The sequence below is a fragment of the Winogradskyella poriferorum genome (genome assembly GCF_036553625.1).
Classification (GTDB): Bacteria; Bacteroidota; Bacteroidia; order Flavobacteriales; family Flavobacteriaceae; genus Winogradskyella; species Winogradskyella poriferorum.
Genome location: NZ_JAZHOU010000002.1, coordinates 312,518 through 337,366 on the forward strand (window position 1 = coordinate 312,518; position 24,849 = coordinate 337,366).

Sequence of the window (24,849 nt, forward strand, 5' to 3'; positions counted from 1 at the left end):
TTAAGTTTTAAAAACTCTAAGCTATATTTAGACACATGTTTTTCATTTAAGTCACTTAAATAAATGAAAAACAAAAAGTTATACGTTTTGGAATACGTTTTGGATTTTTATAATTGCAGTTTATTTACTGGTTGAAAGTGTAAATTCGACCCAGTCAATAGCATCATCAATGTTTCTGAAAGATTTTCTATTGAATGTAAAGAAGCGTTCTTCAATTTCAAATATTCGTTCTGTAATAGAGTTGTGAGCTACAACTGCGTAAGCTTTAACATTTGGAAACATTTTGTTAAACTTATTAGCGTCCGAAAGGTCAATAGAGTATGAGTTTATTCTGTTAGAAATAAACCCAAAAGGTCTGGTTCCATATTGAGATTTGATAATATCTGTAATTTCACCAAAATTATCGAAGTTAACATCTATTCCCTCGTTAAAAACCACAACCATATATTTGTCGTTATAACGGAGCTCACCTAACTTTAATTTCTTACTTACGAAATTTACATTATTAATCCTAGGGGATGTAATCATAATAATAGAAAATCAACCGCAAATATAGTATGTGACTCTAATAAAATCAAACATAAAATATGCGTAATTCATTATTATTAATTCCTTATTTTTGCTGACTAAACACTGAGAATTATGAGTTCTATAGATTGGAAAGTTGCCAAATCTTATGAAGATATAACATATCATAAATGCAATGGAGTTGCAAGAATTGCCTTTAACCGTCCAGATGTAAGAAATGCCTTTCGTCCAAAGACTACATCAGAGCTTTATGATGCTTTTTATGATGCCAATGAAGATGTAAACATTGGTGTTGTTTTACTAAGTGCTGAAGGTCCATCATCAAAGGATGGAATATGGAGTTTTTGCTCTGGTGGAGATCAAAAAGCAAGAGGTCATCAAGGATATGTAGGCGATGACGGTTACCACAGATTAAATATTTTAGAAGTACAACGTCTTATACGTTTTATGCCTAAAGCTGTTATTGCTGTTGTGCCTGGTTGGGCTGTTGGTGGTGGACATAGTTTGCATGTGGTATGCGACTTAACTCTAGCTAGTAAAGAACATGCTATTTTTAAACAAACGGATGCTGATGTTACGAGTTTTGATGGTGGTTATGGATCTGCTTATTTAGCAAAAATGGTAGGTCAGAAAAAAGCTAGAGAAATCTTCTTTCTAGGTAGAAATTATTCAGCTCAAGAAGCCTATGAAATGGGAATGGTAAATGCTGTTATTCCGCATGCGGATTTAGAGCAAACAGCTTATGAGTGGGCACAAGAGATTTTAGCAAAATCACCAACTTCAATAAAAATGCTAAAATTTGCAATGAATCTTACTGATGATGGTATGGTAGGTCAGCAAGTGTTTGCTGGTGAAGCTACACGTTTGGCCTATATGACAGATGAAGCAAAAGAAGGACGTGATGCTTTCCTTGAAAAGAGAAAACCGAACTTCCCTAAAAAATGGATTCCATAAATTAGAGTGGCATAGATGAAAAAAATTAAACCATGGCTATCTGCCATGAGGCTCAGAACTTTACCACTTTCTGTTTCTGGAATTATTTTAGGAACATGCTTCGCCGTATATAACGGTCGTTTTAGTTGGTGGGTTTTGGTATTAGCGATTTTAACAACTATAAGTCTTCAGATACTTTCTAATTTGGCAAATGACTATGGAGATGGAACAAAAGGGACAGATAACGATGATAGAGTAGGGCCTAAAAGAGCTATACAAAGCGGTGTTATTACTCCAGACGAAATGTTAGATGCTATAAAGTTTAATATAGTTGTTGTAATTATACTTACGCTATCTTTGATTATGGCGGCTTTTGGCCCAGCTAATTTTTTATTTTTATTGCTTTTTGTGTTTTTAGGTGGTCTGTCTGTCTATGCAGCTTTAAACTACACAATGGGAGATTCACCTTACGGTTACAGAGCTTTAGGAGATGTTTTCGTTTTTATATTTTTTGGTTTAGTAAGTACTATAGGCAGTTATGTACTGTATGTACACACAATAAATCACCTGGTTATTTTGCCTTCAATTGTTTTAGGTTGTCTTAGTGTCGGTGTTCTAAATCTTAATAATATGAGAGATTTGGATGAAGATAAAAAAGTAGGAAAAGTTACTTTGGCAGTAAAATTAGGTATTAAAAAAGCTAAAATCTATCATTATATTTTGATTATTGGAGCAATGTTAATTACAGTTGTATATTCTATATTATATTATGTTGCACCATATAATTTTTTATATCTAATTGCATTTTTACCTTTAATCGTACATCTTAAAAAAATTAAAAAAGCAAAAGTGCCAAGTGATTTTGATGGACAACTAAAAGTGCTGGCATTATCAACGTTTCTTTTTTCAATCCTGTTAGGTGTTGGTTATATTTTATATTAATTTTAGTGACATATTAAAATTAATTAAGCAATGAAAATAACATTTTACGGTCATGCTACATTAGGCATACAAATTAAAGATATCCATATTTTAGTTGATCCTTTTATTACAGGAAACGAAAAAGCGTCCGAAGTTGATATAGAGCAGATTAAAGCCGATTATATCCTATTAACACACGCACATCAAGACCATATTTTAGATGTTGAAGCTATAGCAAAACGAACAGGTGCAGTCATCGTTTCTAATTTTGAAATTGTAACTCATTACCAAAACTTGGGTTTTGAAGGTCACCCAATGAATCATGGTGGCTCTTGGGATTTTGAGTTTGGTAATGTAAAATATGTTAACGCCATACATACATCATCTTTTCCTGATGGAAAATACGGTGGACAACCAGGCGGTTTCATTATAGAAGGAGAGCACAAAAATATATACATAGCTGGTGATACTGCATTAACTATGGATATGAAGTTAATTCCACTACGTACAAAACTTGATTTGGCTATTTTACCAATTGGAGATAACTTTACAATGGGAGTTGAGGATGCAATCTTAGCAAGCGACTTTGTAGAGTGCGATAAAGTATTAGGTTATCACTTTGATACCTTTGGTTATATAGAAATAGACCATGATGAAGCCAAGCGCAAATTCTTTGAGAAGGATAAGGATTTAATGCTTTTAGGTATCGGTGAGAGTGTAGAGTTGTAAAAAATGACAAGGAAAGAATTCTTATTTGTTATTTGGAAAAAGGCATTTAGACCAATTCTTTTTTTAGGAGTCATATATTTTTCAATAGACTTCCTTTATAAGTTATACATTGATGGTGGAGAGGCAATCAGTACGTTAATTATTGGTGTTTTTTTCCTTTTATTACTTTACTCAGTAGTTCAACTTCTTAATGTAGTTTTTGATTATTTTTCAGTACAATTAAAGTCAATTCTTCCTAAAAAAGTAAAGGTTTGGTTCAAGTTTATCACTAAATTATTTAGATTCTTGCCACCTATATTATTGGGTATTGCTATTTATCATCTGTGGAATAAAGATAGGTTAGCAGCTTGTTTTATGGGTGCTTACTTTGTATATGAATTGTATAGGTTAACAAAAAATGGAAGAGAGAAAAAAGATGTTTTAGACATTGCTAATTAGAAAAGTTATTCTAAGATACTTCCAACTTATATCCAATACCATGCACATTTGTTAACTTAATATTTGGATCGTCTTGTAGTTTTTTGCGAAGTTTAGAGATGTAAGTGTCTAAACTTCTTCCTACAACAACACCATTATCTTCCCAAATACGTTTTGTAAGTTCTTCTCTGGAAATAATTTCATTTGGCTTTTCAGAGAAGATTTCAAGGATTTCACATTCTTTTTTAGAAAGGCTTATTTCCAAAGCTTGTTTTACGAGCTTATGTTGTTCTGGGTAAAAGATAAAGCCTCCTAATTTTATTCTATCATCGTTGTCTTCTTCCTTTCGTTTTAAAACGGTTCTTCGTTTTAAAATGAATAGAACTATCAAAATTGAAACGAGTAGTAATGCAACAGAAATCCAAAGCGATAAACCAGTCTTATTGTTCTTTTGAAATTTTACCAATAATAAATAACAAGACTTTGGTAAAACGCGACCACCACAAGGAACAATTTCATTATCCTTTTTGTGCTTCATTTGGTAGCTATAAGCAATTTGGTCATCGCTACACTGTACAACTTCAATAATGTAATTTGAAGATAATTCAGCAGTTTTAAAGTTTCGGGTTATAGTCTCTGTTAAAAATCCAGGCTCAATAGACAATTCTTTTTGAAATTGAAGTTTATAAGTTCTTGCGTCAACTTTTTCAATAGGTAAAACTAAAGATGTAGAATCATTTTGCGCCAAAAGTAGCTCATGACCAACAGCTCTAATAGCTACTTTTATTGCATCAGAATTAGTCTCTTGCATTTTAGAAGCACAAGAGGTTAGTACAATAGCAACTACTAATAATAGATTAAAGCAACAGTGTTTTTTCATAAGCTATGTAAAGAACAGCATTTTAATCACTTTTTACAAGGCTTCACATTTCTTTTACACTTTTTTGACACTTTCTGAGCGCTAACCATCTAGTTTTGGATAAAATCTTAGAAATGAAAAAATGTCTTATCATCTTATTATTAATATCTCTTCTTGGGTGTAAGAACTCAAAAAGTGATGCCTTATCTAACGATGTTCAAATTCAAAATAATAACACATCTCAGCAGTCGATAAGTCTGGTTTTAAAAGAGAATGCAGATCTAACGATTAACGAAAGAATAGAACTATATAGAACTCTAAAACGTAAAGAATCTGATGCCTACAATTTTGAAAACAAGGACGAAATTACAATGTATGGTTACGGATTGCTTTGGGACAATAAACCAGATGAAGCTTTAGAGGTTTTTAAGTTGATTGTAGAGCAATTTCCTGATTGGTATAACGCTTACGATAGTTTGGGTGAGGCATATTTTAAACTGGGTGAAATGGATTTAGCCATTAAAAATTATAAAAAATCCTTAGCAATGAATCCAGATAACTTTAATGCTGAGGATATGATAGCTAGCATTAATTTTCCAAATAAAAAAACAATAACACCTTCAGAAAAATTTGCAAAAATATTTCCTGTTGAAGATTACAAAGCCGATTTAGATCAATTGGCTAATAAGTTATTAGAGGTTCATCCCAATGCATTAAAATTTATTTCTAAATCCAATTTTTGGAAAATTGTAAACGAAAAGAAAGCAGCCATAAACGAAAACACGACCTATGCTGAGTTTTCTTGGCATTGTCATGAGATTATTTCTAGTATCAACTGTTCGCATACATCTAACAATTTCTCGCAAGATTGGGATGCTATGCCAATACAATTGTTGTTTCCTTTAGATGTAAGATGGATTAATGAACGACTGTATGTCATTGATGCTTGTACCAATGCCAATAAGATTGCTGTAAAAGATGAAATAACTAAAATTAACGGATTGCCAGTTGAGGATATTGTTTCAGAAATTTACAAGCATATTCCATCTCAAGGACATATAGAGACTTATAAACGTCATAAATTTAATTATTGGGCAACAGCCATGATTCCGTATGCGTTGAATTTTCCAAAACGCTTTTCAATTCAAATAAAAGGACAAAAAGCACCAGTTATCTTAAATGCTTTAGATGCTTATCCAAGTTTTAAAGAACCTTTTACCAAACCTTGTCCAGATAACCTATGTCTCGATTTTAAGGATAATAAAACTGCTATATTAACCATTTCGAGCTTTAATTATTACTCTTGGAACAACCTTAGCGAGTTTGAAAATTTTATTGATGATAGTTTTCAAAAAATAAACCAAAATAAGACTGAAAACCTCATTATAGACTTGCGCTTTAATGGTGGAGGCTCAGCAGAATCAAGTATTCACTTACTAAAATACTTAATCGACAAACCATTTGCATACTTCTTAAATATAGATGCAGAAACAGAAGAAATTATACATCAACCCTTTAAGAAAACTTACAAAGGAAGACTGTATTTTTTAATTGATGGCAATGGCAATTCCACTACAGGTCACTTTATGGCAATGGCAAAATACTACAATCTTGGTACTGTTATAGGTGAAGAATTAGGTTCTAATCACTTTTGTACGGCTGGCCAAACAGTTTTAAGACTAAAGCATACAAAGTATCAATATTATGTAGCAAATACGACATCTCAAGTAGCTATTAAGGGACTAGATGATAGTAAAGGAATACTTCCAGATTATGAAGTAATACAACCTATAAACGATTACCTCAATAATCAAGATTCTGTTAAGGAATTTGCTTTAAAACGTATTCAAAATCAATAAAATAAATCAATTATGAAACGAACAATTATTCTATTAATCTTTATGGCAGTTTGCCTTTTTACTAGTTGTAAAAATGAAGCAAACACAAACAGCGAAAATTTATTGGTGTCAAAAGAAGAAATACCAGAAAAACGTACAGCAAATTTAGAAGGAAAAATTGCAATTAATTTAGAGAAAAGTGTTGTAAAATGGAAAGGTTCTATGCTTTTTAGCTTTGGAAACCACTTTGGAACGGTAGATTTTAAAGCAGGTTCACTAGAGTTTGAAAACAATGAAATTAAAGACGGTAGTTTTGTTGTAGATATGAATACTATTGTTAATACAGATGGAGATTATAGTGAAGATTTGGTAAACCACTTAAAGAATGAAGACTTTTTTGATGTTGAAAAATTCCCAGAATCTAAATTAGAATTTATAAGCTTTGAAAAAGTTAATGATAATAGACTTAAAATAGATGCAAACCTAAGTATTAAAGATGTTACAAAGCTTGTAACGCTGTACAATGTAGATTACTTTCCTGAGGAACGAAGACTTTCCACTAAATTTAAAATAGACAGAACAGAGTTTGGAATCAATTATAATTCAAAAGGTTTTGCAAAGGTCAAAGATTACGCTATTTCGGATGCTGTAGAACTTGAGGTCGAGGTGTATTTTGATAACTAATTTAATTGAAAATGAGAAACTATCTAACAGCACTTCTCAAAACAACCTTATGCAATAGCTTAGGGAAAAAGCGCTTCAGGTAAACACCTTTGGTTTCACCTTTGCCAATGTAAGCTTCAAACTTTTCTTTTTTAATGGCTTTTAGCATGCGTTTGGCAAATACATCTACATCTAAGCCGTTTTCGGTTGCTGTATCTTGCTCGTTTTGAGTAGAACCATTACCAGTCAAAGCATTGCGAGCAACGTTGGTGTTTACAAAACCAGGGCAAATCATGGTAACTTTTATGTTGTCTTTATCGTGCTCTAACCGTAAGGCATCAAAAAAGCCATGGAGGGCATGTTTGGCTCCACAATATGCCGAGCGGTAAGGTGAGCTAAACTTTCCCATTAAACTGGTAACAGTAACAAAATGACCAGATTTTTGAGCTATAAAATGTGGAAGCAGAGCTTTGGACAAAGCGACCGTTCCTAAATAATCAATTTCCATCAACTTTTTATCCACTTCAATAGCTGTATCTATGATCAAAGAACGATGACTAATGCCACCGTTATTGATGAGAATATCAACTTTGCCAAACAATTTAATGGCTTTTTCTACAATGGTTGGCAAGGATTTGTAATCTGCCAAATCTAAAGGGAGGACTTTGATGTTTTCAGGTTGTTGGCATTTATTTTTTACCTCATTTAAAACCGTTTCTCGTCGAGAGGAAATTATAAGTTTACAATTCTGTTTTGCTAACTGAAAAGTTAAGGCTTCACCAATACCACTTGATGCTCCGGTAATCCAGATTGTTTTGTTTTCAAAGGTCATTTTTGCTTGTTAGAATTCAGCCATTCTTGTCGTAAATCATCACTTAATTTTCCGGTACCATCATGTTTCCAGCCGGGTGGTTTAATTAAATATTGAAAACGATCTTTTAGAGATTTCTTTCCTGTAAAAGTGTCTTTTAGCATGTTCCACCATTCAATAAAGGCAATCTTTATTGGGTTGTACGTGTTAATATTAGTTACAAGCCCATACTTTACTTTTTCTTCATCTAATTCTGGTTGAAATGTGCCAAAGAGTTTATCCCAAATAATGAGTATTCCAGCATGATTTCGGTCTAAATAAATTGGGTTACTACCATGATGTACACGATGGTGCGATGGTGTGTTAAATACAGCTTCAAACCAACGCGGCATTTTGTTGATAGCTTCAGTATGAATCCAAAATTGATACAATAAGCTTATGGACATTTGCAATAAAATCATAGCAGGATGAAACCCTAAAAGTGGAAGCCACAACCAAAAAATAAAGGAATAAAAACCACCAGACCAAGTTTGTCGTAATGCTGTACTTAGATTGTAGTGTTCCGAAGAATGATGCACCACATGAGATGCCCAAAATAAGCGACACTCGTGCGAGATTCTATGAAACCAATAATAAGCCAAATCATCTGCAAAAAATAGCAGAACAAAAGCCCACCAAGCAAGTGGAATTGTAAATAGCCTAAAGTTGCTGTATACCCAAAACAAAGCTAACCAAACCAAACCTTTGCTTGCAAACCCTAAAAAAACATTCCCTAAACCCATTGCGATAGATGCAAATGCATCTTTAGGTTCATAGCCCTTAATATACTTTAATTGTTCTCTTGTAGTAACAAATAATTCTAGCAACATTGCTAAAATGAAAAACGGTATTGCATAAAGAATTATATTCGGAAAATCTGGCATCAATAGGTCTATTTGAGCATCTAAAATACGAAAATATTTAACTACTTTTACAGTTGAATTATGACAGCAACATACCATAGATATATACTCAATTTTAAGCGTCCTAGTGGTACGTCTAGAGGTGTGATGACAACCAAAGAAACGTGGTTTATTATTATAATATCTAATGGCAAAGAAGGAATAGGTGAGTGTGGTATATTAAGAGGTTTGAGTATAGACGATAAACCAGATTATGAAGACAAACTAAAATGGACTTGCGATAATATTCATTTGGGTTTAGAGATGCTATTAGCAGAAATGATAGAATATCCGAGTATTCAGTTTGGGTTAGAAACAGCTTTCAAATCTTTAGAAAGTGAATCTGAATTCAATCTTTTTCCATCTAAGTTTACTAAAGGACAAGATGCTATTCCTATTAACGGATTGGTTTGGATGGGAGATGAAGCGTTTATGAAGACGCAAATAAAAGAGAAAATTGAAGCTGGTTTTGATTGTATTAAAATGAAAATTGGAGCTATAGATTTTCAAACCGAATTAGATATTTTAAAATCTATACGAAAAGAATTTTCAGTTTCAGATATAGAATTGCGTGTTGATGCTAATGGAGCATTTATACCGAGTGAAGCGTTAGAAAAATTAAAGCAATTATCAGAATATCAATTGCACTCTATTGAACAGCCAATTAAAGCAAAACAATATGAAGAAATGGCAAGTTTATGCGAAGTTACACCTCTTCCAATTGCTTTAGATGAAGAGCTGATTGGAGTATTTTCTGAAGAAGCTAAATTAAAAGTACTTCAAACTATAAAACCGCAATACATCATTCTAAAACCAAGCTTAGTTGGTGGTTTTAGCGGAAGCCAACAATGGATTAACATTGCAGAAAGTTTAAATATAAAATGGTGGATAACTAGTGCATTAGAGAGTAATGTAGGGCTAAATGCCATTGCGCAATGGACTTATACCTTAAATAATACAATGCCTCAAGGCTTGGGTACAGGAAGCTTATTTACTAATAATTTTACTTCTCCATTAACCGTAAAAAATGGTACTTTGCAAAACAACTTAAACACAGACTGGAAATTTAAATTATGAGATTGAATTATATACAACAAGCATACAAAGGATTGCACGATGGCTGGCGCTATATTGTGGGAGTAATAATTGTAATCCTTTTTGTAATTGCTGGGCAAATACCATACACTATCGCAGCATTACTTGAGGCTCATAGAAAAGGTTTAAACTTATTTGAGCTTAATGAAAATGTTTTAATGAGTCTTTTAGAACCTAACCTTAATCTGGCATTGATGTTATTGTCATTTGCCGTAGCTCTTGTAGGTGTTTTTCTGGTTAATAAGTTTTTACACAAAATGACTATAACACAACTAACCACATCTAGACCTAAAATAGACTGGAAACGTTTTTGGGTTATATTTTTTGCTTGGGGAATTATTTCTTCTGGTTTAGTATTAATAGACTATTTTGTATCTCCAGAGCATTATGTTTTAAATTTTGATCTTAATAAATTTTTAATACTTAGCATTATTGCCATAGCTTTGGTACCCTTACAGACCAGTTGCGAGGAATATTTCTTTAGAGGATATTTAATGCAAGGCATAGGTGTCGTGGCAAAAAACAGATGGTTGCCATTAATTGTAACATCTGTAATTTTTGGAATGCTTCATATTGCAAATCCAGAAGTAGATCAGTTAGGTTATGGTATAATGGTGTACTACATTGGTACAGGTCTATTTCTGGGCATAATGACCTTAATGGATGAAGGACTAGAGTTAGCCTTAGGTTTTCATGCAGCAAATAATCTTTTTACAGCCTTATTAGTTACAGCAGACTGGACAGCTTTTCAGACACATTCTATATTAAAAGATACATCAGACCCAACAAGAGCTGGGTTTGGAGATGTTTTTATGCCGGTTTTTGTTATGTTTCCTTTAATCTTGTTCATATTGTCTAAAGTTTATGGATGGAAAAATTGGAAAGAAAAATTGTTTGGAAATGTGGATGAACCACCTAAGGAAGATTACAAAATTATAGGAGAATAAATTATGACACCAGAATACGATAAAGTTCATAATAGATTTAAACTAAACGGTCTGCATTATGACCACGAAGACTTAAAGGAAGTAGCATATAGTCTAATAAAAGAAGGAGAACCTCACGAAAAAGCAACAGGTAATTTTCTGATTGATTGGTTAAATGATAAGGACTATATAAAAGTTAACACATCGGGTTCTACTGGAAAGCCAAAACTTATAAAACTCAAAAAGCAAGCTATGGTAAATTCTGCCATTGCTACTGGAGATTTCTTTGGTTTAGAGCCAGGTGACACAGCAATAGATTGTTTGCCAAGTCATTACATTGCTGGTAAAATGATGCTGGTAAGAGCTATGATTTTAGGGTTAGAAATAGACTTTGTTGAGCCAAGTGCTCATCCAATTTTTGATTATGAAAAGCACTATGACTTCTGTGCAATGATTCCGTTGCAGCTTAAGCATACTTTGAAGTATACCTATAATATTAAGACCATTATAGTTGGTGGTTCTAAAGTTACGCTTCCGTTATTAGAGCGAATTAAAGACTGTAACTCTAGATTTTTTGAAACTTATGGTATGACAGAAACTGTAACCCATGTTGCAGTTAGGCAATTACCTTCTAAAGTTTCTAAAGGCGAGAAGTATTTTAATGCTATTCCTAATGTAACGTTTTCTCAGGACGAAAGACAGTGTTTGGTAATTAAGGCCTCTAATTTAGTTGATGAACCTCTTGTAACTAATGATATTGTAGATTTAAAATCCGAAACTAGTTTTCAGTTGTTAGGTCGCTATGACAATGTTATCAACTCTGGCGGAGTTAAGTTATTCCCTGAACAGATAGAGGATAAATTACAGCCAGCTATTGATGAACGTTTTATTGTTGCAGGTGAAGAAGATGAAACACTTGGTGAACGTTTGGTTTTAATTGTAGAAAATCCTCGAGATTCTGCTGATAGTATAGCCAACAGAATTAGGTACATCAAAGACCTTACTAAATTTGAAGTCCCTAAACACATCTACATTACAGACAAGTTTGTTGAAACAGTAAACGGTAAAATTCAACGTGCTAAAACTATAGAATCAGTTTTAGGTTAGTTGTACTTATATTATTGTAGATACAAGTAGAATAAAACAAAAACCCAATGCAAACGCATTGGGTTTTTAGTTTAAAATATGTGAGTTCAAAAATTAATTTCCAGCAGAAAGATTTTTCATCTCTTCTTCAATCATTTCGTAGAATTCATCAATTTTTGGAAGAACGATTATACGAGTTCTTCTGTTTTTTGCTTTGTTTTCAGCAGTGTCATTTGCTACTAAAGGTACATGGTAACTACGACCAGCTGCAATTAATTGCTGAGGGTTTACTTCTAAGCTTTCTAAAACCCTAACAACAGAAGTTGCACGTTTTACACTTAAGTCCCAGTTATCTAGTAATGGTGGTTTGCTATATGGTACGTTATCTGTATGAGACTCTACCATAGCTTCAAAATTAGGCTTACTGTTGATTACCTTAGCTACTTTAGCTAAGATTTCTTTAGCTCTGTCAGTTACATTGTAGCTTCCGCTTTTAAATAATAACTTATCAGCAATAGATATAAAAACAACACCTTTTTCAACATTGATTTCAATGTCTGGGTCATTAATACCAACCTCTTTCTTTAAGCTGGTAACAATAGCAAGTGTTACACTGTCCTTTTTTGTTAATGCGTCTTGTAAACGAGAGATCTTTAAATCCTTTTCTTTTAAGCTTTCTAATGATTTTTCAAGGTTTTCCGCACCTTTTTGTGTTAAGGTTGTTAGGTTTCCTTTAGTATCAATTAAATCTTGGTTCGCCTTACGTAAATCAGCTAACTGATCTTTCATTGTCTCTACTCTGGCATTAGCTGCAGCAGCATCAGACAGACATTTATTTAATTTTACAGTAGCACTGTTTAATAAATCTTGTGTTTCTTGATGTTTAGCTTCAAGTGCTGCATATTCTTTCTTCGATACGCAAGATGCAAGCAACACCATTGAGCAAACACTTAATAACATTAGTTTTTTCATAATTGTCGTTATTGTTTAAGTTGTTAATTTTAACATATCAAAATTATACAAAAGAAAATAGGCTAGAACATAGATTAACAAAAATTTTAACAGTTTTATAAACAGTTAAAACGTTTGTTTTTTCTTTATATAATAAGACCAAACAATAGAAGAGGTTTTGTAATAATTAGGTCGTTTTTTTAGACTCTTGCGTTCCTTTAAAACCTTCTTCAAATTGAGATAAAAAGAACCATGGGCTTTTAAAATAGCTATGAAGTGAGCAGGCTTTAATTGCAGTAAAAACATAATACCAGCAACACCATCTAACAGCATTCTCGTAATTGCCTTTGAAAACACATTACCGTCAGTATTTTTAACTAATGTCATTAGACTATTTCTAAAGTTTAAATATGTTTTTTTAGGGTTAGAATTATTTAGGGTTGCACCACCAACATGATACACGGTAGATGTACCAACATATTTTGTTTTATAATTGCTATTGTAGGCGCGCCAACATAAATCTATCTCTTCCATATGCGCAAAATAGCTTTCATCAAAGCCTTTTAGAGATTTAAAAACTTCATTCTTTATAAAGAAGCAAGCACCAGAAGCCCAGAAAATATCTGTGATATCATTGTATTGGCCTTTATCTTCTTCAATGCTATTAAATATGCGACCTCTACAAAAAGGATACCCATATTTGTCTATAAAGCCACCAGCAGCACCAGCATATTCAAATTTAGACTTGTTTTTGAAATCTAATATTTTAGGTTGAAGGATATCTGGCTTAGCCTCCGAATTGAAAGTGGTTAGAATTCCATCTAGCCAATTCTCAGTAACTTCAATGTCACTATTTAAAAGGCAAAGTAGTGGTTCTGAAACATGTTGAAGAGCTTCATTGTAGCCTTTGGCATAACCGCCATTTTCAGAATTTTGAATAATACTAACCTCAGGAAACAAAGTTTTTAAAAATTCAACAGAATCATCTGTAGAAGCATTATCAGCAACATAAATTTTAGCACCTTCAGAATATTTTAAAACCGAAGGTAAAAACTGTTCTAACAACGGTTTACCATTCCAGTTTAGAATTACAATTGCGATGTCCTTATTGCTGTACATTTATACCTTTTTATAATTAGGAATATCTCTTAAAAACTGATAACGTTCGGCTTTAGTATCCATTTGACAATAATAGTGATTTAAGCCATTTGTAACCATTAGAAATTCAGCATTTAACGCTAAATTATAACGTGCAATCTGGTCAAAAGTATCTTGGTTTATGGTAATGTCATACGATTTACATTCAACTATAAGTAGGATGCTACCGTCAGAATTGAAGATAACAATATCGTAGCGTTTCTTTAAGCCGTTAATGTTTAATTCCTTTTCAACATTAATTAACGATTTAGGATAATTTTTCTCATTAATTAGATAGTGAACACAATGCTGTCGTACCCATTCCTCTGGTTGAAGAATGATAAATTTTTTCCGAATGACATCAAAAATAGAAACTTTATTTTCTGTACTTTTGAATCGGTATTCAAACTGTGGAAAGTTAAGTTTTTGCACTTCACAAAATTAAAATTATAATATCATTCGAGCAAACGATTTAAGAGATTGGACGAAGTAAAAGCATTAGTAGCAGATATTAAGAAAGGACAAATTAAGCCTATCTATTTTCTTATGGGAGAGGAGGCCTATTACATTGATAAGATTTCAGATTTTATTGAAGATAATCTTTTAGATGAAGCTGAGAAAGGGTTTAACCAGATGGTGCTTTACGGAAGAGATGTAACAATTGATGATATTGTAAGTAATGCCAAGCGCTATCCTATGATGGCAGAGCGCCAAGTGGTTATTGTTAAGGAAGCGCAAGACCTTAGTCGTACTATAGAAAAACTGGCATCGTATGCCGAAAATCCGCAGCCAACAACGGTTTTAGTCGTTAATTACAAGTATAAAAAAATTGATAAGCGCAAAGCATTATACAAGGCCATAAACAAAAACGGTAGTGTAGTTTTTGAAAGTAAAAAACTCTACGATAATCAAGTGCCAGATTGGATAAGACGTGTACTAAAAGGGCAAGGTTATGATATTTCGCCTAAAGCTGCACAAATGTTGGTAGAGTTTTTAGGAACTGATTTAAATAAGGTAAATAATGAGCTCGATAAACTAAAAATTGTTTTACCAAAAGGTACACAGATTACACCAGAGCATATTGAGGAAAATATCGGAATAAGTAAAGACTTCAATAATTTTGAGTTACGCAAAGCGATTGGTGAGCGTAATATTGTAAAAGCACACCAAATTGCGAAGTATTTTGCTGATAACCCTAAGGATAATCCTATGGTTGTTACTGTAGCTTTGCTGTTTAATTTCTTCTCGCAGTTGTTGCATCTGCATGGTATGACTGACAAAAACCCAAGAAGTGTGGCTTCTGCATTAAGGGTTAATCCTTATTTTGTGAATGAATACCTTACAGCTGCTCGTAACTACCCAATGAAGAAAGTAAGCGCTGTTGTAACTTTACTTAGAGAATTTGATGTAAAAAGCAAAGGAGTAGGAGCAAATGCGGTGCCTCAAGGAGACTTGCTAAGAGAGTTATTGGTAAGGATAATGGGTTAATTATTCTATAAACAAACGTTTTCTTATTGTGATTTTTCTAGCGACATCTTCAATAATTATAAGATATATTCCAGAAGTTAAATCTGAAACATTAATATGTTTTGCGCTTGATGTTTTTACAAGTTGACCAGTTACATTATAGATTTTAGTTTGAAGATTTTCTTCGCTCAACGTAATTTGGGTTTTAGCTGGATTTGGGTAAAATGAAATCGATGTTAATTCAGTTTCATTTAAAGAAAGGGTAGAGGTATTGAAACTATATAAAGCTGGTTGAAGTGCTCCATTTTCTTCAGCTGTTATATAATACTCGTTGGCGTTTATAGGACATATACCTTCAATCTGAAACGAATAATTTTCTGGTACAGCGATAGACGTTTTTGTAACTGTTCCGTTAGAAAATAATCCAGAATTAAATCCGCTTAATTCAATTAAAAATGCACCATTACCATCAAATCCTGTGATAATAATTGCATTACTCAATGTGTTGAATGTGACACCAGACACCAAACCTCCTGCTGTAATACTATCAACCATAGAAATGCTATGTGAGCCAGGTGTTTTTGGTAATTCATAAATATTGGTATTGCTATCTAGCCAATTTCTGGTAAATACATAAAGGCTATTATTGTAATGTATTAAGCTCTCTGCGTCAAAATTGGTAGCAAATGGGCTTGTTGTAAAATCTGTTTGGTCTGCATAGCTAAAGTTAATGACATCTGCAGTAACGGAAGTATTATTCAAATAATCAGAAATAGCAATTCTGTAAACCTTTAAATCGGTTCTATCTCCTTGGTAATTACCAAAATCTCCAACGTAAATATATGTTCCATCTTGTGTAAGATCTTCCCAATCGATATTGGTAGCGTTAGTAATGGTAACTGTACGAGTTACATTTCCTGTTGTAGTATCAATATCAAAAAGTTGATTGGTATTTGCACTGTCGTTATGCGTAATTAATGTATTGTTTAGATACAATAATCCTGAGGTTTCATTAACGGTTGCATCTAATGAAATTTCTAACGTAAACTGTTGCGCGTTAATACCTAAAAATGATAAAACCAAAAATAGATTAAAACAGAGAATAAGTCTCATAAAATTCTGATTAAAGCTTAAATGTACGCAACAAAAGGTATCACAGGCAAAAAAACATTTAATTCACCTTTATTTGGGTTAAAACTATAGTTTTCTATGATAATGCAACAATTCTTCATCAGATGTAGGCAATGTTCCGATACCTTTTAGTTCAAAACCTAAACGCTCTAGTAGTTTTCTTGAGGATAGATTTTCTTCTAAAGTATAGGCACTTAGTTCAGCCAGACCATAATTCTCTTTCATTATTTCTACAAGTTTTGAAGTAGCTTCAAACGCATAACCTTTTCCTTCGTTCGATGGCAAAAACGCAAAGCCAATATCTGGTATTTCTATACCTTCTCTATGGTAAACTCCGCAAGTACCAAGTTTTATGTTATTAGATTTTCTAATAATAACGTTATTACCATAGCCATGAGTAGCTATTTGAGGTAACGCTTTTTCAGTAATATAAGCTTCTGCAGCTTCAACAGTTCTTACATTTCTGTCACCAATAAATTGAATCCATTTAGGTGTATTCATTAATTCTAAAATGAATGGTGCGTCCTCTGTTGTTATTGGTCTAATGCGAAGACGATGGGTTTTGAATGAATCTTTCATTATTCAATTAATCTAAATACATTATTATTTATTGGCTCGGAAAACCTTATTTTTACTTCCCAAAAAAGTTTTTCAATATACAGAATTTATACATGAAATTATTCTCAAAAGAACAAATATACGAAGGAGATAAACTCACTACTGAACGCCAAAATATCTCCTCAACCGATTTAATGGAACGTGCAGGAACCCAGATTTTTAATTGGATTCATATGCGTATGCAAGGTGCACAAGTACCAATTCATGTCTTTTGTGGTATTGGTAATAATGGTGGTGACGGATTGGTATTAGCAAGACATTTATTAACTCATGGTTATAATGTGGTGACTTATATTGTAAACTGCAGTGATAAACGCTCTAAGGATTTTTTAATTAATTACGATAGAATTAAGTCAGTAACTAAGGATTGGCCAAAAATGCTTAGTTGCTCTAGTGATTTTTCAGATGTGGTTATTGATGAAAAAGATATTATAGTTGATGCTGTTTTTGGTATAGGTCTTAATCGTCAACCTAATGATTGGGTGCAAGAATTGTTTCAAAAATGGAGAGGGTCTAAAGCATTTACCTTGTCTATAGATATACCTTCAGGGTTATATACAGACAAACCAATAGAAGATGAAAACGCTGTAGTACACGCTAACTACACCTTAAGTTTTCAGTCACCAAAATTGATATTCTTCTTACCAGAAACTTCAAAATTTACAGTACAATGGGAAGCCTTAGATATAGGTATAGATCGTGATTATTTGATGCAAACAGAAACTGAAGTTGAATTAATTTCAAAATATGAAGTTTTACCATTATACAAACCAAGAGAAAAATTTTCGCACAAAGGAGATTTTGGTCATGCCTTAATAGTTGGTGGAAGTTATGGGAAAATAGGTGCTGTTAATTTAGCGAGTAGAGCAGCATTAAGTTCTGGAGCAGGTTTGGTTACAGCGTATATTCCAAAATGTGGTTATCATAGTATGCAAGCATCTTTTCCGGAGGCAATGGTAATTACTGATAAAGATGAAGAACGAATCACTGATATTTCTTTTGATATAGAACCTAGTGTCGTTGGTATTGGTGTAGGATTAGGAACGGCTGATAAAACAAGTAAAGCTTTAGAGTTGTTTTTGAATACTAATAAAACTAAATTAGTTATAGATGCAGATGGTTTAAACATCTTATCTAAAAAGAAAGCGTTATTAAAGTTATTACCAGAACAAACAGTTTTAACACCACACCCAAAAGAACTAGAACGATTAGTAGGTGAGTGGACGGATGATTTTGACAAGCTTAAAAAAGTAAAAGACTTTTCAAAAACATATAAGGTTATCGTCGTTCTAAAAGGTGCAAACACTATAACAGTTTTTGGTGACAAGCTTTATATAAACACAACAGGAAATCCAGGAATGGCAACTGCAGGTACAGGTGATGTCTTAACAGGAATTATAACAGGTTTAATCGCTCAAGATTATGAACCATTAGCAGCAACTATTTTTGGTGTGTATTTACACGGAAAATCTGCCGATATTTCTTTAGAAGATTATGGTTATCAGAGTTTAATAGCGAGCCATATTATTGAAACTATAGGCGAAGCTTACATAGATTTATTTAAACAACCGGAACAAGAGCAGCAGCAACAAGAACAAAATGCACAATAAAAAAAGCCTTCATAATGAAGGCTTTTTTTAGTTAAATATTTAGTTCTTTAAATAGTTCTACAAGTTTTGGATTTGATGGTCTAGGCGCATCAGCACTAACTATATTTCCATCAGGATCAATTAAAATAAATCTTGGTATACCTTCAATGGCATAATCCTTTACAAATTGAGAATTCCAATCGTTATCAGCCATTAATTGAATACCACCTAATTCTTTATTTTTTACCATTTCTACCCAAGTATTGTGCGCAGAAGCTTTATCAATAGAAGTACTTACAAAAGCTATATTCTTACCATGAAATTGCTTTTCAACTTCTTTTAAAGCGGGTATTTCTCTTATGCATGGACCGCACCAAGTTGCCCAAACGTCTACATAGACATACTTTCCTCTTAAGTCTTCAAGAGAAGTTGTGCCTCCTTTGTGATTTTCATATTCTACAAATGATGGAGAAGGCATTCCTTTAGCAAGTTTAGAAACTTTAGAGTATTTGGTAGATATTTCTTGTTTGTACTTCTCATCAGTAGATAAATTTATTATACCATTGTAGTATGCTTTAAGATGTTCATTACTTGGTGAAATATCGTAACGTAGGCTTTTAGATAAATCCTCTTTTAAAGCATCTATACTAGTTTTACTAACTTCCTCAAAAATTAATGATGGATTGTCACTATCTCTTAATTGATTAGCGTAATGGATTTGTACTAACCTTTTGTAGCTATCTAAAGCTTCATAATCTTTTTCATTGTTATAATCAATAGTACTAAAACGTGTCATGAAATCATCAGAAGCTTTAAATTCAGCTTTTTTGGCAAAATGTTTATGATAACTAGGATAGTTTAAAAGATTTATAAGGTAATCATAATCAATGTTCTTCTTCTCTGTGGTTTTAAACTCGGATGAAAGATTCTCTTTACTTTCTAATGATTTAACTTTACTATTTTTTAAATCTTCCATTACTGCTATAAACTCAGGCTCTTCCATAGCATAAACTTTAGAGATGTCTATATCTGCTTTCTCTTCAATTAAAACTTTTTCGGCTAAGAAATTGTTTTTACTAGAACCAATACCTGAGTATTTAATGGTTTCATCAAACTCTTTAGTGTCTAACGAAACGTTAATACTATCACCTTTTTCTAAATACATGTAAGCTACTTCTCTACCATGATCTAGATTGTAGTATCCGTTTTCTACAGTTAATGTGTCAGAAAACGTACCATCTTGTTCAAGTTGAATTTCTTTGATTTTTTCTCTTCCTTGGAAAACTGAAACCGATTTTACAGTTGGGTTTTCAATTTTACCAGAAAATAAAACATAGTCTATTTTAGGTTCCTCTTTGCAAGCAAACAAGGTTGTGACGATACTTAATGCTAGTAGTCTTTTCATACTTTTGAATTTGATTGTTATCAAAAATAAGCATTGAATATTTCATTTTCAAGAAAGTAGGAATTATTAACAATTTCTTGTAAAACCAAAAAATATTCTCAATTTTGAAGCTTACAAATTTCAACTATGGATAGCTATCACATTATATCATCAGACGCGTTAGACATTGTAACCATTTACAATATTTTTAAGGATAATAAGAAACTTAAACTTTCAGAGTCGGCAATTCAAAATATAGAAAAATGTAAAGCTTATCTCGATAACAAATTAACCAATAACAAAAAGCCAATGTATGGTATTAATACTGGCTTTGGCTCGTTATATAACGTTAAGATTTCAGAAAAAGACTTAACTAAATTACAGGAGAATTTGGTAATGTCTCATGCATGTGGCACTGGTGACCGAGTACCAGAATCTGTAGTTAAGGTAATGTTGTTATTAAAAATACAATCCTTAAGTTATGGTCATAGTGGAGTACAACTAAAAACAGTAGAGCGATTAATAGAATTTTTTAATAATGATATTTTTCCGTTTGTATATACACAAGGCTCATTAGGTGCTTCGGGTGATTTAGCACCATTAGCGCACTTAGCTTTGCCGTTGTTAGGAAAAGGAAGTGTTGTGCATAATGGTGAAAATTATGAAGCTTCAGAATTGTTAGAAAAATTCAATTGGGAACCGATAAAATTAGAAGCTAAAGAAGGTTTAGCTCTATTAAATGGGACTCAGTTTATGAGTGCTTATGGTGTGTACTTATTATTAATGTCTCATAAGACGTCTTATTTGGCCGATATTATTTCTGCAATATCTTTAGATGCGTTTGATGGTAGATTAGATCCGTTTCATGATTTAGTACATGATGTAAGACCACATCCAGGCCAGCGTAAAGTAGCAAAACGTTTTAACGAACTTTTAGAAGGTAGCGAATTAATTACCCGAGAAAAAGAGCATGTGCAAGATCCATATTCATTTAGATGTATACCTCAAGTTCATGGTGCTACAAAAGATACTTTAGATTTTGTAGAGAAAGTAATTTTAACAGAAATCAATTCTGTAACAGATAACCCAAATATTTTTTCTGAAGAGGATTTAATTATTTCAGGAGGAAATTTCCATGGACAACCTTTGGCTTTAGCCCTAGATTATTTAAAAATAGCTATGGCCGAAATAGGAAATATTTCTGAACGAAGAATTTTTCAATTAGTATCTGGATTAAGAGGCTTACCATCATTTTTGGTAGATAATCCTGGATTAAATTCAGGCTTTATGATACCGCAGTATACAGCGGCAAGTATTGTAAGTGCTAATAAGCAATTAGCATCACCAGCAAGTATAGATAGTATTGTGTCTAGTAATGGGCAAGAAGATCATGTAAGTATGGGAGCCAATGCTGCAACACAGGCTTATAATCTTGTTAGAAATGTTGAGCGTGTTATTGCTATAGAATTGATGAATGCTTCTCAGGCATTAGAGTTTAGAAGACCTATGAAAACGTCTCCATTATTAGAATCTTTCTTAGAGCACTACAGAAAGATTGTGCCATTTATAAAAGAAGATCAAGTATTGCATGATGATATAGAGACTTCTATTCAGTTTTTAAAAGATGTTGATATCGAAGTAGAGGAGCTCTTTTTAAACAACTATGGTGTAGAGAAACACTAATGGTATTTAAAAAAAAAGATATGCTAAGAACCTTTTTCTATAAGTTTTTTAGCCCAAGTTATAGCATCATCTAATTCTGTAAAAATTTCAAAGGGTTTTCCAAAAAATAAACGCTCAATTTTGGCATTATTTTTTGAAATATAATCATCTGAAACCACAGCAAAACCAGCAAGATTTTTGGCTGTAGTGGTTTTTGGGTAAATATTAGGATCTACAGAGTAAGAGTTTATTCTGTGAGTTATGTAGACGTAAGGCCTTTCATAATGTTCATCCATAATATTTATCAACTTTTGATTGATTTCATGGTCTATATGTTCACCTTCGTTAATAACTGCAATTACATAATTATCATAAAATGTTAGTGTGCAAAACTTTAGTCTTAAAACTGTTTCTAGCATGCTATTAATGGTTTTAGGGGAATTCAAAATAAAAAAAACTCCTTTAAAAAAGGAGTTTTTTTTATTTTATTTTTCTAATCTATTTAGGATTCAGTAGGCTCGCTAGAGCTTTTTACCTTAATTTTTAATTCCTCTTTTTTAGCATCTAAATCCATAGTAATTGTATCACCTTCCTGTATCTTAGAGTTAATTATCTCTTCGGCAAGTGCGTCTTCTACGTATTTCTGGATCGCTCTGTTTAGAGGTCTTGCGCCATATTGTTTATCAAAACCTTTATCTGCAATGTAATCTTTAGCTTCATCTGTAAGAATAAGGTTGTAGCCTAAATCCTTGATGCGTTTTACTAGTTTTACAAGTTCAATATCAATGATTTTATTAATATCTTCTTTCTCTAAAGCATTGAATACAATAACATCATCAATTCTATTTAAAAACTCAGGAGCAAATGCTTTTTTAAGGGCATTTTCTATAACACCTTTTGCATATTCAGTCTCTTGAGATTCTTTTGCAGAGGTTCCAAAACCTACACCAGTACCAAAATCTTTAAGTTTACGAGCACCAATATTAGAAGTCATAATGATTATAGTATTTCTAAAATCGATTTTTCTTCCAAGACTATCAGTTAAATAACCGTCATCTAGTACTTGTAAAAGCATGTTAAATACATCTGGATGCGCTTTTTCAATCTCATCTAAAAGTACTACGGCATAAGGCTTACGTCTAATCTTTTCAGTAAGTTGTCCACCTTCTTCATAACCTACATATCCTGGAGGCGCACCAATAAGTCTTGATACAGCGAATTTTTCCATGTACTCGCTCATATCTATACGCACAAGTGCGTCAGTGCTATCAAACAACTCATTAGCTAAGACCTTAGCTAATTGTGTTTTACCAACACCTGTTTGTCCTAAAAAGATAAACGAACCAATAGGCTTATTAGGATCTTTAAGACCAGCTCTATTACGTTGAATAGCCTTTACAACCTTTGCGACAGCATTATCTTGTCCTATAACTCTGCCTTTAATAAGGTCTGGTAATTTTGCTAATTTGTTGAGTTCTGTTTGCGCTATTTTGTTTACAGGAATACCAGTCATCATAGAAATAACATCAGCAACATTATCTTCTGTAACAATTTCTCTATGTTGTTTAGTTTCTTCTTCCCATTTTTCTTGCGCTGTAGCTAATTCTTTTTCAAGACGTTTTTCATCATCTCTAAGTTTTGCTGCTTCCTCATACTTTTGTTTTTTAACAACACTGTTCTTAGTTTCCTTAACCTCTTCAAGTTGTTTCTCTAATTCTATGATTTGCTTAGGAACATCAATATTTGTGATATGCACGCGAGATCCAGCTTCATCTAAAGCATCGATAGCTTTGTCTGGTAAGAAACGTTCTGTCATGTAACGGTTAGTTAACTTCACACACGCTTCAATAGCTTCGTCGGTATAATCAACGTTGTGGTGTTCTTCGTATTTAGCTTTTATGTTATTCAATATCTCTATCGTTTCCTCAACAGAAGTAGGTTCAACAATAACCTTTTGGAAACGACGCTCTAAAGCACCATCTTTTTCAATATATTGTCTGTACTCATCTAATGTTGTTGCTCCAATACATTGAATTTCGCCTCTTGCTAATGCAGGTTTAAACATGTTAGAAGCATCTAAACTTCCTGTTGCTCCGCCAGCACCAACAATGGTATGAATTTCATCTATAAAAAGAATAATATCGTCATTTTTTTCTAGCTCGTTCATTACAGCTTTCATACGTTCCTCGAACTGACCTCTGTATTTTGTGCCAGCAACTAAGCTTGCCAAATCTAAAGTAACAACACGCTTATTGAATAATGTTCTAGACACTTTACGTTTTACAATACGCAATGCTAAACCTTCTGCAATAGCAGATTTACCTACACCTGGTTCACCAATTAAAAGTGGATTATTCTTTTTACGTCTACTTAATATTTGAGAAACACGTTGTATTTCTTTTTCTCTACCCACTACAGGGTCTAATTTTCCTTCTTCGGCAAGAACAGTTAGATCTCTACCAAAGTTGTCTAAAACAGGTGTTTTAGATTTTTTATTTGTTTTTCCAGACTGACCTCCACCGAAAGGATTTTGCTTCGCATCATCCTCTTCATTTATTTCATCATCAGAATATGATTCGGCTTTTGGTTCATCTAGGTAATCATCTTCGCTTGTAATCATAGATTTAAATTCGTCTTTTACATTATCATAATCAACTTTAAGTTTGTTTAATAACTTAGTCGTTGGATCATTTTCATTTCTTAATATACACAATAATAAATGTGCTGTATTTATTGAGGTGCTTTGAAACAATTTAGCTTCTAAAAATGTTGTTTTTAAAGCACGTTCGGCTTGCCTTGTTAAGTGCAAGTTTTTCTTTTCGTTAGATGTTGATATAATATTAGGATTAGCCGGACTTAAAATCTCTACTTTGCGTCTCAAGTGATTTAAGTCAACGTCTAATGCGCTTAATATATCTATAGCTTTTCCGTTGCCATCTCTTAATAAACCAAGCATTAAATGCTCTGTACCTATAAAATCATGGCCTAAGCGTAAAGCTTCTTCTTTGCTAAATGCTATAACATCCTTAACTCTTGGGGAAAAATTATCATCCATAGTAAACTCCTTTCTGCATTAAAAATAGTAAAAACATATTATCTACAAGGCAAAAACCATACCTTAAATAAAATGGTTTAACGAATAGACTAAAAAAGCATTTTAAAT

The 24,849-nt window shown here is 32.7% G+C and carries 24 protein-coding genes; 12 read left to right on the forward strand and 12 right to left on the reverse strand.

Annotated features, from left to right (window positions below; all coding sequences use genetic code 11):
• Positions 1-120 precede the first annotated feature (120 nt).
• Positions 121-528, reverse strand: a complete 408-nt coding sequence (locus V1468_RS07615) for a hypothetical protein (RefSeq protein ID WP_331809644.1) — start codon at positions 526-528, stop codon at positions 121-123.
• 114 nt (positions 529-642) lie between these two features.
• On the opposite strand from V1468_RS07615, the gene V1468_RS07620 reads away from it, so the two are divergent.
• The 4 genes from V1468_RS07620 to V1468_RS07635 are packed head-to-tail and all read left to right on the forward strand — an operon-like array spanning position 643 to position 3,549.
• Positions 643-1,482, forward strand: a complete 840-nt coding sequence (locus tag V1468_RS07620; protein WP_331809645.1) for a 1,4-dihydroxy-2-naphthoyl-CoA synthase — start codon at positions 643-645, stop codon at positions 1,480-1,482.
• Positions 1,483-1,497: 15 nt separating this feature from the next.
• Positions 1,498-2,403, forward strand: a complete 906-nt coding sequence (gene menA / locus V1468_RS07625) for a 1,4-dihydroxy-2-naphthoate octaprenyltransferase (RefSeq protein ID WP_331809646.1) — start codon at positions 1,498-1,500, stop codon at positions 2,401-2,403.
• Positions 2,404-2,433: 30 nt separating this feature from the next.
• Entirely contained in the window at positions 2,434-3,111 is a 678-nt protein-coding gene (locus V1468_RS07630) for a metal-dependent hydrolase (protein ID WP_331809647.1), read from the forward strand.
• A 3-nt stretch (positions 3,112-3,114) separates the two neighbouring features.
• On the forward strand, positions 3,115-3,549 hold the full coding sequence (locus V1468_RS07635) for a hypothetical protein (RefSeq protein WP_331809648.1): 435 nt from the start codon (positions 3,115-3,117) through the stop codon (positions 3,547-3,549).
• Positions 3,550-3,559: 10 nt separating this feature from the next.
• On the opposite strand, the gene V1468_RS07640 is transcribed toward V1468_RS07635, so the two are convergent.
• Positions 3,560-4,408: a winged helix-turn-helix domain-containing protein gene (locus tag V1468_RS07640; RefSeq protein WP_331809649.1), complete on the reverse strand. Its 849-nt coding sequence runs from the start codon at positions 4,406-4,408 to the stop codon at positions 3,560-3,562.
• Positions 4,409-4,521: 113 nt separating this feature from the next.
• On the opposite strand from V1468_RS07640, the gene V1468_RS07645 reads away from it, so the two are divergent.
• Together V1468_RS07645 and V1468_RS07650 are read left to right on the forward strand one after the other, a co-directional pair.
• Positions 4,522-6,246 (forward strand): S41 family peptidase, encoded by a 1,725-nt coding sequence (locus tag V1468_RS07645; RefSeq protein WP_331809650.1) that lies wholly within the window; start codon positions 4,522-4,524, stop codon positions 6,244-6,246.
• A 12-nt stretch (positions 6,247-6,258) separates the two neighbouring features.
• A complete protein-coding gene (locus V1468_RS07650) occupies positions 6,259-6,909 on the forward strand; it encodes a YceI family protein (protein WP_331809651.1) in 651 nt (216 codons plus the stop codon).
• A gap of 19 nt (positions 6,910-6,928) precedes the next feature.
• Here V1468_RS07650 and V1468_RS07655 read toward each other — a convergent pair whose 3' ends face one another.
• Complete coding sequence (locus V1468_RS07655) at positions 6,929-7,720, reverse strand: SDR family oxidoreductase (RefSeq protein ID WP_331809652.1); 792 nt, start codon at positions 7,718-7,720, stop codon at positions 6,929-6,931.
• Positions 7,717-8,622, reverse strand: coding sequence for a sterol desaturase family protein (locus V1468_RS07660; protein ID WP_331809653.1), 906 nt, complete (start codon positions 8,620-8,622; stop codon positions 7,717-7,719). The genes V1468_RS07655 and V1468_RS07660 overlap by 4 nt, the downstream gene beginning before the upstream one ends.
• Positions 8,623-8,682: 60 nt before the next feature.
• Here V1468_RS07660 and V1468_RS07665 point away from each other — a divergent pair, with 60 nt between their 5' ends.
• Genes V1468_RS07665 through V1468_RS07675 form a run of 3 tightly spaced genes read left to right on the forward strand, consistent with a single transcriptional unit; the run spans position 8,683 to position 11,768 of the window.
• A complete protein-coding gene (locus tag V1468_RS07665; protein ID WP_331809654.1) occupies positions 8,683-9,717 on the forward strand; it encodes an o-succinylbenzoate synthase in 1,035 nt (344 codons plus the stop codon).
• On the forward strand, positions 9,714-10,682 hold the full coding sequence (locus V1468_RS07670) for a CPBP family intramembrane glutamic endopeptidase (protein ID WP_331809655.1): 969 nt from the start codon (positions 9,714-9,716) through the stop codon (positions 10,680-10,682). The genes V1468_RS07665 and V1468_RS07670 overlap by 4 nt, the downstream gene beginning before the upstream one ends.
• A gap of 3 nt (positions 10,683-10,685) precedes the next feature.
• On the forward strand, positions 10,686-11,768 hold the full coding sequence (locus V1468_RS07675) for an AMP-binding protein (protein WP_331809656.1): 1,083 nt from the start codon (positions 10,686-10,688) through the stop codon (positions 11,766-11,768).
• Positions 11,769-11,861: 93 nt separating this feature from the next.
• Here the strand turns inward: V1468_RS07675 and V1468_RS07680 are convergent, their stop codons facing one another.
• From V1468_RS07680 to V1468_RS07690, 3 genes are all read right to left on the reverse strand, one after another.
• Positions 11,862-12,719 (reverse strand): OmpA/MotB family protein, encoded by an 858-nt coding sequence (locus tag V1468_RS07680; RefSeq protein ID WP_331809657.1) that lies wholly within the window; start codon positions 12,717-12,719, stop codon positions 11,862-11,864.
• Between the two features lie 105 nt (positions 12,720-12,824).
• Positions 12,825-13,817, reverse strand: coding sequence for a glycosyltransferase family 2 protein (locus V1468_RS07685; RefSeq protein ID WP_331809658.1), 993 nt, complete (start codon positions 13,815-13,817; stop codon positions 12,825-12,827).
• Positions 13,818-14,267, reverse strand: coding sequence for a type I restriction enzyme HsdR N-terminal domain-containing protein (locus V1468_RS07690; protein WP_331809659.1), 450 nt, complete (start codon positions 14,265-14,267; stop codon positions 13,818-13,820).
• A 48-nt stretch (positions 14,268-14,315) separates the two neighbouring features.
• Between V1468_RS07690 and holA the strand changes: the two genes are divergently transcribed.
• Complete coding sequence (gene holA / locus V1468_RS07695) at positions 14,316-15,323, forward strand: DNA polymerase III subunit delta (RefSeq protein ID WP_331809660.1); 1,008 nt, start codon at positions 14,316-14,318, stop codon at positions 15,321-15,323.
• Here holA and V1468_RS07700 read toward each other — a convergent pair whose 3' ends face one another.
• Positions 15,324-16,415, reverse strand: coding sequence for a T9SS type A sorting domain-containing protein (locus tag V1468_RS07700; protein WP_331809661.1), 1,092 nt, complete (start codon positions 16,413-16,415; stop codon positions 15,324-15,326). It lies immediately after the preceding gene.
• 84 nt (positions 16,416-16,499) lie between these two features.
• Complete coding sequence (locus tag V1468_RS07705) at positions 16,500-17,012, reverse strand: GNAT family N-acetyltransferase (RefSeq protein ID WP_331809662.1); 513 nt, start codon at positions 17,010-17,012, stop codon at positions 16,500-16,502.
• Between the two features lie 92 nt (positions 17,013-17,104).
• Between V1468_RS07705 and V1468_RS07710 the strand changes: the two genes are divergently transcribed.
• The gene (locus V1468_RS07710) at positions 17,105-18,661 is read left to right on the forward strand and encodes an NAD(P)H-hydrate dehydratase (protein ID WP_331809663.1); all 1,557 of its coding nucleotides are present in this window, start codon (positions 17,105-17,107) and stop codon (positions 18,659-18,661) included.
• A 31-nt stretch (positions 18,662-18,692) separates the two neighbouring features.
• Here the strand turns inward: V1468_RS07710 and V1468_RS07715 are convergent, their stop codons facing one another.
• Positions 18,693-20,045 carry a TlpA family protein disulfide reductase gene (locus V1468_RS07715; protein ID WP_331809664.1) on the reverse strand — a complete coding sequence of 451 codons (1,353 nt, stop codon included), beginning with the start codon at positions 20,043-20,045 and terminating at the stop codon, positions 18,693-18,695.
• 126 nt (positions 20,046-20,171) lie between these two features.
• Between V1468_RS07715 and hutH the strand changes: the two genes are divergently transcribed.
• The gene (hutH, locus tag V1468_RS07720) at positions 20,172-21,707 is read left to right on the forward strand and encodes a histidine ammonia-lyase (protein WP_331809665.1); all 1,536 of its coding nucleotides are present in this window, start codon (positions 20,172-20,174) and stop codon (positions 21,705-21,707) included.
• 23 nt (positions 21,708-21,730) lie between these two features.
• Here hutH and V1468_RS07725 read toward each other — a convergent pair whose 3' ends face one another.
• Together V1468_RS07725 and V1468_RS07730 are read right to left on the reverse strand one after the other, a co-directional pair.
• A complete protein-coding gene (locus V1468_RS07725; protein ID WP_331809666.1) occupies positions 21,731-22,105 on the reverse strand; it encodes a hypothetical protein in 375 nt (124 codons plus the stop codon).
• 83 nt (positions 22,106-22,188) lie between these two features.
• Entirely contained in the window at positions 22,189-24,741 is a 2,553-nt protein-coding gene (locus tag V1468_RS07730; protein ID WP_331809667.1) for an ATP-dependent Clp protease ATP-binding subunit, read from the reverse strand.
• Between the last annotated feature and the right edge of the window lie 108 nt (positions 24,742-24,849).